The organism is Acinetobacter sp. 1566109 (genome assembly GCF_000582255.1).
GTDB lineage: Bacteria > Pseudomonadota > Gammaproteobacteria > Pseudomonadales > Moraxellaceae > Acinetobacter > Acinetobacter nosocomialis.
Window position 1 is genome coordinate 1 of sequence record NZ_JEYB01000098.1, and the last position, 8,175, is coordinate 8,175.

Annotated in this window: 6 protein-coding genes and 2 pseudogenes; 3 read left to right on the plus strand and 5 right to left on the minus strand. The window is 37.5% G+C overall.

What is annotated here, in order from left to right; translation table 11 throughout:
• Positions 1–243: 243 nt before the first annotated feature.
• From J582_RS23870 to J582_RS23880, 3 genes are all read right to left on the minus strand, one after another.
• A complete protein-coding gene (locus J582_RS23870; protein ID WP_032048763.1) occupies positions 244–1,794 on the minus strand; it encodes a flavin-containing monooxygenase in 1,551 nt (516 codons plus the stop codon).
• Positions 1,795–1,817: 23 nt separating this feature from the next.
• Positions 1,818–2,648, minus strand: a complete 831-nt coding sequence (locus tag J582_RS23875; RefSeq protein WP_032048764.1) for an SDR family NAD(P)-dependent oxidoreductase — start codon at positions 2,646–2,648, stop codon at positions 1,818–1,820.
• A gap of 65 nt (positions 2,649–2,713) precedes the next feature.
• Positions 2,714–3,676 (minus strand): metal-dependent hydrolase, encoded by a 963-nt coding sequence (locus J582_RS23880; RefSeq protein ID WP_032011689.1) that lies wholly within the window; start codon positions 3,674–3,676, stop codon positions 2,714–2,716.
• Between the two features lie 511 nt (positions 3,677–4,187).
• On the opposite strand from J582_RS23880, the gene J582_RS23885 reads away from it, so the two are divergent.
• Positions 4,188–4,910 carry a pirin family protein gene (locus J582_RS23885; RefSeq protein ID WP_004709870.1) on the plus strand — a complete coding sequence of 241 codons (723 nt, stop codon included), beginning with the start codon at positions 4,188–4,190 and terminating at the stop codon, positions 4,908–4,910.
• A gap of 61 nt (positions 4,911–4,971) precedes the next feature.
• On the opposite strand, the gene J582_RS23890 is transcribed toward J582_RS23885, so the two are convergent.
• Positions 4,972–5,595, minus strand: coding sequence for a TetR/AcrR family transcriptional regulator (locus tag J582_RS23890; protein ID WP_032048765.1), 624 nt, complete (start codon positions 5,593–5,595; stop codon positions 4,972–4,974).
• A 524-nt stretch (positions 5,596–6,119) separates the two neighbouring features.
• Here J582_RS23890 and J582_RS23895 point away from each other — a divergent pair.
• Both J582_RS23895 and J582_RS23900 read left to right on the plus strand, forming a co-directional pair.
• Entirely contained in the window at positions 6,120–7,079 is a 960-nt protein-coding gene (locus J582_RS23895) for a metal-dependent hydrolase (RefSeq protein WP_032041482.1), read from the plus strand.
• 62 nt (positions 7,080–7,141) lie between these two features.
• Positions 7,142–7,552 (plus strand): annotated as a pseudogene (locus J582_RS23900) (SDR family NAD(P)-dependent oxidoreductase); the annotation flags it as partial.
• 36 nt (positions 7,553–7,588) lie between these two features.
• Here the strand turns inward: J582_RS23900 and J582_RS23905 are convergent.
• Positions 7,589–8,175, minus strand: a pseudogene (locus J582_RS23905) (IS256-like element ISAba26 family transposase); the annotation flags it as partial.

The following is an 8,175-nucleotide window of genomic DNA, read 5'->3' on the forward strand; positions in this document are numbered from 1 at the left end:
AATTTGCAATTTTAAAAAGAGTAAAAATAATACTTTTCACTTAAAAATTCATTTTTAAAAATAACTATATTTTTTAACAAAAACTTATATAGCATTATTCACCTACTTTTATTTTTAAGTATATTTAAATTTATTTTTCAATTTAACTTCATTAAATTATTTGTTGAATTTTAATTTATTGTTCAATCCGTTCAATAATAAAAAGCCCATTTCAATAAATTAAAATGGGCTTTTATAAAGTTATTAACCAGCAACTTCTTCAGCTTTAGGTTTTGCTTTTATCAAATCAGCTTCATAAACCACATCATATTCTTCTAACTTTAAATGATGTAAACGCTGTTTAAGCTTTTTCAATGACCATGGCCATGCTGCAAAGTTACGCCCATTTGCATCAAGGTAGTAACTTTTACATCCCCCACTATTAAATACAGTGGTTTGCAGATGTTTTTGTACCAAGTCGTTGTGCTTTTTAATCACTTCTGATTTCACTGAAAGCTTAGCAATACCTTTTGCCTTCATTTGTAGCAAACCATCTACAATATATTGCAGTTGTGCTTCGGCAAGACCAATAAATGAGTCATAGACCAAAACATTTGGCCCAAGCATAAGAAATGCATTAGGTACATTTTCAATATTAGTTCCTAAGTAAGCTTCTGGTGAGGAGTCTTTCCAAAGCTCAGCCAAACATTCCCCTTTTTCGTTATGTACACGTTTACCAATAGGGGGATGAGACACTTCAAATCCAGTACCCCAAATAATCACATCAACTTCGTGGCGTTCACCATTGGCAGCAATCACCGTATTGCCTTCAACTTTAACTAGACCATGTGGAATAAGCGTCGTGTTAGGTGCCTGTAACGCTGGATAATAGTTATTGGCAAACAAAATACGCTTACAGCCAATATCGAAATTAGGCGTTACGTTTTTACGCAAGACTGGATCTTTAATTTGCAGCTTTAACAATTGTTTTGCAGCAAAATTGACAGGTTTTAATGCTTTTGGGTTGCGTAGGCCAAAATTAATGACATTTAAAGTACCCGCCACAGTCTGTCGCCAAGTCGCTTGAATAGCTGGATATTTGGCAATGACAGATTTACTCAACTCGCCCAAGTCCGTATCGGGCTTCGGTAGTACCCAAGGTGCTGTACGTTGAAATACAAACAACTCTTTGGCTTTAGGTTGAATTTGTGGCACAAACTGAATGGCAGATGCACCTGTACCAATTACAGCAATCCGTTTTCCAGTTAAATCATAGTCATGATTCCATTTCGCTGAATGGAACATTTCACCAGTAAAGGTATCTAAACCTTCAAGACGTGGAATTTGTGCTTCGGTAATTGGGCCTGTTGCAAATAAAACTGTTTTAGCGATATACAAACCAGAGCTTGTCTCTAGCTTCCAGATATTTTTTTGGTTATCCCACTCTGCTTTTAATAATTCGGTATTGAATTCAATTAAGGGCTCAATATCAAACTCACGACTAACATCGTCTAAATAACTTAAAATTTCCGGTTGGCGTGCAAATAAGTGACTCCATTTTGCACTTGGGGCAAAGGAGTAAGAATACAGAGCTGAAGGTACATCACAACCACAGCCCGGATAGGTATTTTCACGCCAAGTGCCACCGACGCGGCTGGCTTTTTCAATAATTTTAAAATTGGTTAAGCCTGCTTCGTTTAGCTTAATTGCTGCAGCTAAGCCAGAAATACCTGCACCGACAATAAAAGTGTCATAAACATGTGCAACTTCTTGGGTTTTACGTGTGCGTGTATTTGTTCTAGGTTTAGTGACCATAATTTTTCTGCCTATACAAAATTTTATTTAAATAACTGATACGAAAGCCCAAGGAACTTTGCATATAGCGTTGGAGACGTTCTTTTCATAAGCCAGAATAATTTGGCATCGATCTGTGGCGTGGTATAGAGCTGCCCTCGATCTAATCGATTCAATGTTAAAGCCGCAACTGCGTCACTGGTTGTCATGGCGTAGTTCATGAGTGCATGGTCTGCAAGCTTGGAATAACGGCCCGGAATACGACCATTTTTAATGATATTGGTAGGTACCAAAGTTGGGCACAGCACATTCACTTTAATATTGAATTTGCGTAGCTCGGCTGAAAGGGTTTCTGATAATGCCAATACACCGGCTTTCGTTACATTGTAGACACTCATTTCTGGAGCAGCCGTGTACGATGCTGCAGAAGCTACATTAATAATTGCACCGTAACCTAGTTTTTTGAGCTTCGGTACAAAAGCATGACAACCATGAATGACACCCCATAGGTTTACATGCATACACCATTTCCAGTCTTCCAAACTCATTTCATCAAATTTGCCGCCTAGCCCTACGCCGGCATTATTAATGATGAGTGTTACTGGATGATCAAGTAACTGTTCTGCTTGATCAGCCAAAGCCTGTACTTGTTCTGCTTGCCCAACATCGCACTGGACTGCAAATGCTTTTTGTCCAAGCTGTTCAATTAACTTTACAGTTTCTTTTGCAGCTTCTAAATTAATATCTGCACAAACAATATTTCCACCGCGTTTCGCCAGTTCAACTGCAAAACTCCGACCAATTCCACTGCCTGCCCCAGTTACGACCGCATATGCGTTTCGGCTAGGCTGGTCTTTCTTACCAAATAAAATCATAGTAAATCCTAAAAAACTTTAGGGAGACGGCAGTAATTTTCGTATTACTGCCATGACTAATACGCTTATGAAACTGCACGAACTGGTGGTGTAAATTCCTTCACAAAGTAAGGCGCTATAGCACCGCCCTCGTTAAGTAATTTGTTTTTGTAGTACTCAAGGTATTGAGTCGTGTCATGATCATTTGGGTGGAAGTTAGGACGTAAGTAATCAAAAATCTGGCCAATAGTGCTACCAAATACACCATCTTTTGGACTAAAAATTAAGTTGACGCCACGACGTGCATCTTTCCAGAATTTCTTAGTTAGCATTTCTTGTGGTTTACGTAGTACGGGTACAAATAAAGTTGCTGTTGGAATAAGTCCTAAAATAGTGATGAAAGCCATTAAAAAGCCGGTTGCACGTAACGGATAGTTACCGTTTAAAACCTGATAGACATCATAAGCAATGTCTTTATGCTCAGATTCTTCAAGCATATGCCACATCCATAACGCACGGCTTTTGGCATCATCGGTATAATAGAAATTCTTTTCATGCTTCATCATGTATTCGGCAAGTACTGCCGTAAAGTGCTCAATACCCGCCATAAGTGAAAGCTTTAACGGCTGTGGGAATTTTAAAAACACATATTTAAAGAAGTTTTCACCTAAGAAACGATAAAAATCGACCGGATATTCCAGCTCTTTAATTGCATCATTGAACTCATTATGCAATTTTGAATGGATGGCTTCTTGACCGATGAGGGAAGTCACACGCTGTTTTAAAATCGGGTCTTGAATAAATTCACGGTGGTGACGAGCTGTTTCAATCACCAGATCTTCACCATAGGTCAAGAAAACCGAAAGCGTTGCAAAGAACAATGTTGCAAACTGGTTGTTGACGTAAAACTCGATATCAATTTCTTTGCCATCAAACCCGATATTTAAATGGCGAATTGGGATAGTTCCTTTATTTGAGAAATCTATCTTTTGATACTGAGCTATAACTGATTTAGGAGAAATAATATTTCGGATAGCTTGAGCGACCATTTTCGACACCCTATAAAATTTGTTAAATACAAGGCAGCGTCGAATCAAACAGATAAAGTTGTCTTTAGATTATTTCTTGCAATCTTTAACTGCTCTAGAACAAAAATTTGCTCGAATACATCTGCCTTGCCATGTTTTATGAACCTAAGTGTTGTTAAGTTCACCAAATCAGATTAAATAGTGCGCTTGATGTACCACTCGAACAAGGACAAAAAAAGCCAACCTACTTTGAAACTTTTTGCCAACTTAAATATTTTTTGATTATTTCAAACAACTTATATAACCTACTCTTATTCATAATTATTTAAATAAAGTACATTTGTCCTTAAATGATAAAAATATGGCTTTAAAAGATAAAAAATGAAATATTATGCCTACTCTTCCTCGCATCTCATATCAAAATTTCAGCGTTCCAAAAATCACACTAAGCTTTCTGTTTTTAGAGCTTTATTGCATAAATGAAAACGATAAACTGCATTCAGAGAAAAAAATTGGATGAGGAGAATAAATCATGTTTGATATGCGTTTATCTCATGAGCGTGGTGCAGCACATCATGGCTGGTTACAGTCAAAACACACGTTTTCATTTGCAAATTATTGGGACCCGAAACAAGTCGGCTTTTCAGATTTGCTTGTGATTAATGACGATACGGTTGCTCCATCAAAAGGTTTTGGTACTCACCCTCACCGCAACATGGAAATTATTTCTTATGTGCTTGAAGGTGCGTTAGAACATAAAGATTCAATGGGCACAGGTTCGGTTATTGTGCCTGGTGATATTCAGTTAATGAGCGCAGGCCGTGGGGTTGCACATAGTGAATTTAATCACTCTGCTCAAGAAAACGTGCACTTCTTGCAAATTTGGGTGGTTCCAAATGAAGTGAACACAACACCGGGCTATCAACAATTGCATATTTCCGAGGAAGACAAACGCGGTAAATTGCACTTGATGATTTCACCAGAAGGTGGCGAAAAAACTTTATCCATCAAACAAGACATTAATATTTATTCAGGTCTTTTTGATGGTGAAGAAACAGCAGAATTTGCAATTCCAGAAGGTCGTTATGTTTACCTACATGTGGCAAAAGGCCGTATTGATGTAAACGGTAAAACCTTTAATACAGGTGATGCTGCACGAATTCGTGATGGAGGCAAGTTATCATTTACTAATGGTGACAACGCTGAAATTCTGATTTTTGATATGCGTCCTGAAGAAATTCCAACCATGCCATAATCAACAAAAAACACCTGCGAAATATACGCAGGTGTTTTTTTATGTTTATTAAAAAGAAAAATTATGAATGGTCTTCCGAGCGTGCCATTTCAGTGTTGATATAACTCATGATCATAGTTGTTAACCCTTCCACCATTTCATCAAAACTAATAAATGGGTTAGGTAAAATAAGATGCCTTGCTACGTTAAAAATACCGCTATTAATACAAATATAGGTAATTACAGGTAAATTATTAATTTTTAAATATTTAGGATTATGCATCATATATTTCATGATGACTTCCATTAAAGCCTGTTCAATTTTTGGAAAATATTTGTCGTATTGCAACTCACCTGCGTAACGTAAAACGGTTAAGTAACGGTCATTATTTTTCTTTAATAAATCACTGAACGTATAAAAAATCATTTCAATGACAGGCTCTAACTCCAACTCTAAAATTGTGGGGGTTAGCTCTTTAATCATGTCGAGAATTTCACTCACAAAGTAGTGATTCATCGCATCATAAATTTCTTCTTTATTTTTAAAATACTCATAGAGAGACCCCACACTCACCCCTGCAATTTCCGCAATATGACGTGTGGTGGTACCACTTGGTCCATGCAAAGCTACGGCAATAAAACCTGCTTCAATAATGGTATCGACAGTGACTTTGGCTCGTGCCTGACGGGGTTTTCGCGTAGACATATTTTCTTATTAATAATCCGAACATAAGCTCAGGTTAGCATGTAATTTAGCCCCACCCTAATAAAAAAACAAAATCCGAATAGTTGTCAAATTTCATAGAGTAATTTTTATAGGAGCATGGCTAAACATACTTATGAGCTCTTTTATTACCAGGTAATTATTTTTAAATAAATTTAAATTATTTAAATAAAAATCAATATATTAATAAATTAAAAAACTATTTTTTTATTCTATTCATGCATTAGATGGGAGCTTAAAAAACTTGAAAAGTTACCCGAATTGAATCCGAACATAAACTCAGATTAACATGAAAAAATCCAAAAAGAGGTTGATTCATTTTATCAAGTTCCCCTCTTTTTCCGTTATTCAGTCAAATAATCAAACAAATAACGGAGCAACATCACCGTAGTCAGTAAGCACAGAAAATGCTTTTTGAAAATGGAATTTACAGTGCGCTGTTGGAAATCAAAGCTTTTGGTTTTCGACGTAGCTGCACTATCACTGATTGATCTGAAGGTGTCGCCATGATCTCGACCACAGTTAAAAAATCACTAAACAAACTCAAATTTTACCGTGAAATCGAGTTACCAGATTTTGCCAGTAAAGGGTCTATTCCAATCCGTCATTTAAATATCGGGTTTGATGGTAAAGAGATTGATGTTGAATTCTATATGAACAATCAATTTGCCACTTTGTTTTTTGCTACGCTTTCAGTATTTCTAACCTATGGTGAAGATTTGGTGATCGAGACTGCACGTCACCACCGTGAATTTATTCAAGACCCGATTTTAAAACAGCGTGTTACTTCATTAATTGGTCAAGAAGCGATTCACTCTAAGTTGCATAATGAATATAACGATGCACTTAAAGATGTTGAATATCCGGTCGATTTATACCGTTTCTTGGGCGAGAACTTCTTTAAATATGTGTTTTTGAAATTTCCGCAACCGCTTAAATTATCAATGATGGCCGGTATTGAGCATTTTACGGCTGTACTTGCCGAATACATGATGAAACACGAAAAAAATTTCTACTATTCAGATGATGCAAAAAGCCGTGCTTTATGGATGTGGCATATGCTTGAAGAATCTGAGCATAAAGATATTGCCTATGATGTATATCAATTACTCAATGGTAGCTACCCACTACGAGCTTCTGGTTTCTTCTTAGCTTTCTTTACCATTTTAGGTCTAATCCCAGCAACTACCTTGTTTATTCCGGTTTTAAGAAAACCACAGGAAATGTTGACTAGAAAATTCTGGAAAGACGCGCGCCGTGGAGTCGGACTTATCTTTGGTCCAAAAGATGGTGTATTCGGTAGCACGATTGGCCAAATTTTTGATTACTTACGTCCTGACTTCCACCCAAATGATCATGACACCACTGAATATCTAGAGTACTACAAAGACAAATTACTGAACGAAGGAGGTGCAATTGCGCCTTACTTTGTGAAGGAATTTACACCACCTGTACGCTTGTCTTAACTGGCTTGCAACCAGTCACTACTCAATGGCTGGTTTTCCTTAAATCTATTTCGGGATGAATCATGATTTTATTTGGTAAAAAGAAAGTTAAACCAAGCCAAAAAGCTTATGCCGTTGTGACTGGCGCAGGCAGTGGAATTGGACGGAGTTTTGCAATTGAACTGGCAAAACGTGGTGGTAGCGTAGTGTGTGCAGATATTAATTTAGAAGCCGCAGAAGAAACGGTAAAGCTTCTTGAACAAGAAGGCGCTAAAGCTTTTGCCATGCGCTGCGATGTGGGTAATGCAGAGCAAGTGAACCACCTAGCTGAAACTGCTGAAATTTTACTTGGGCACCCTGTGACCCTTGTCATTAATAATGCGGGTGTGGGCTTAGGCGGTAAGTTTGACGAACTCAGTCTAGAAGACTGGAACTGGGTCATGAATATTAACCTTTGGGGCGTTATTCATGGTTGCCATGCATTTGTACCAAAGTTGAGCCTGTAAATTATTTTGTGTAAGTTCCATTTTTTATAAATGATCTTTTAATCGATCATCGAACTGAATCGTAAACCAATTCATTGCTAAACGCCAATTTTGAATTGGCATCGTCCATTTCTTCGCAGCATTTGATGTTGCTAAGTAAATGACCTTCTTTACTGAGTCATCAGATGAAAAGATTTTCCTTTTCTTCGTTGAATGGCGTATTACGCTATTCAACGACTCAATCGCATTTGTTGTATAAATAGCATGACGTATTTCGGCTGGATAGCTAAAGATCGTTCGGATATTTTCCCAATTGGCCCGCCAGGATTCTCCAATTTTGGGATACTGGTGATTCCATTGATCACAGAAGATGTCTAGGGACTTTAAAGCATTTTCCTCTGTACTTGCCTGATAAATCGCTTTCAGACCCGACGTAACAGCCTTGTAGTCTTTCCAGCTTACAAATCTCAGGCTATTGCGTACAACATGCACAATACACAGTTGAATATCAGTATGAGGGTAAACAGAGGCTATCGCGTCAGGAAAGCCTTTTAATCCATCTACACAGGCAACAAGAATGTCCTGTACTCCTCGATTTTTTAGCTCTGTCATGACTGACAGCCAGAATTTGG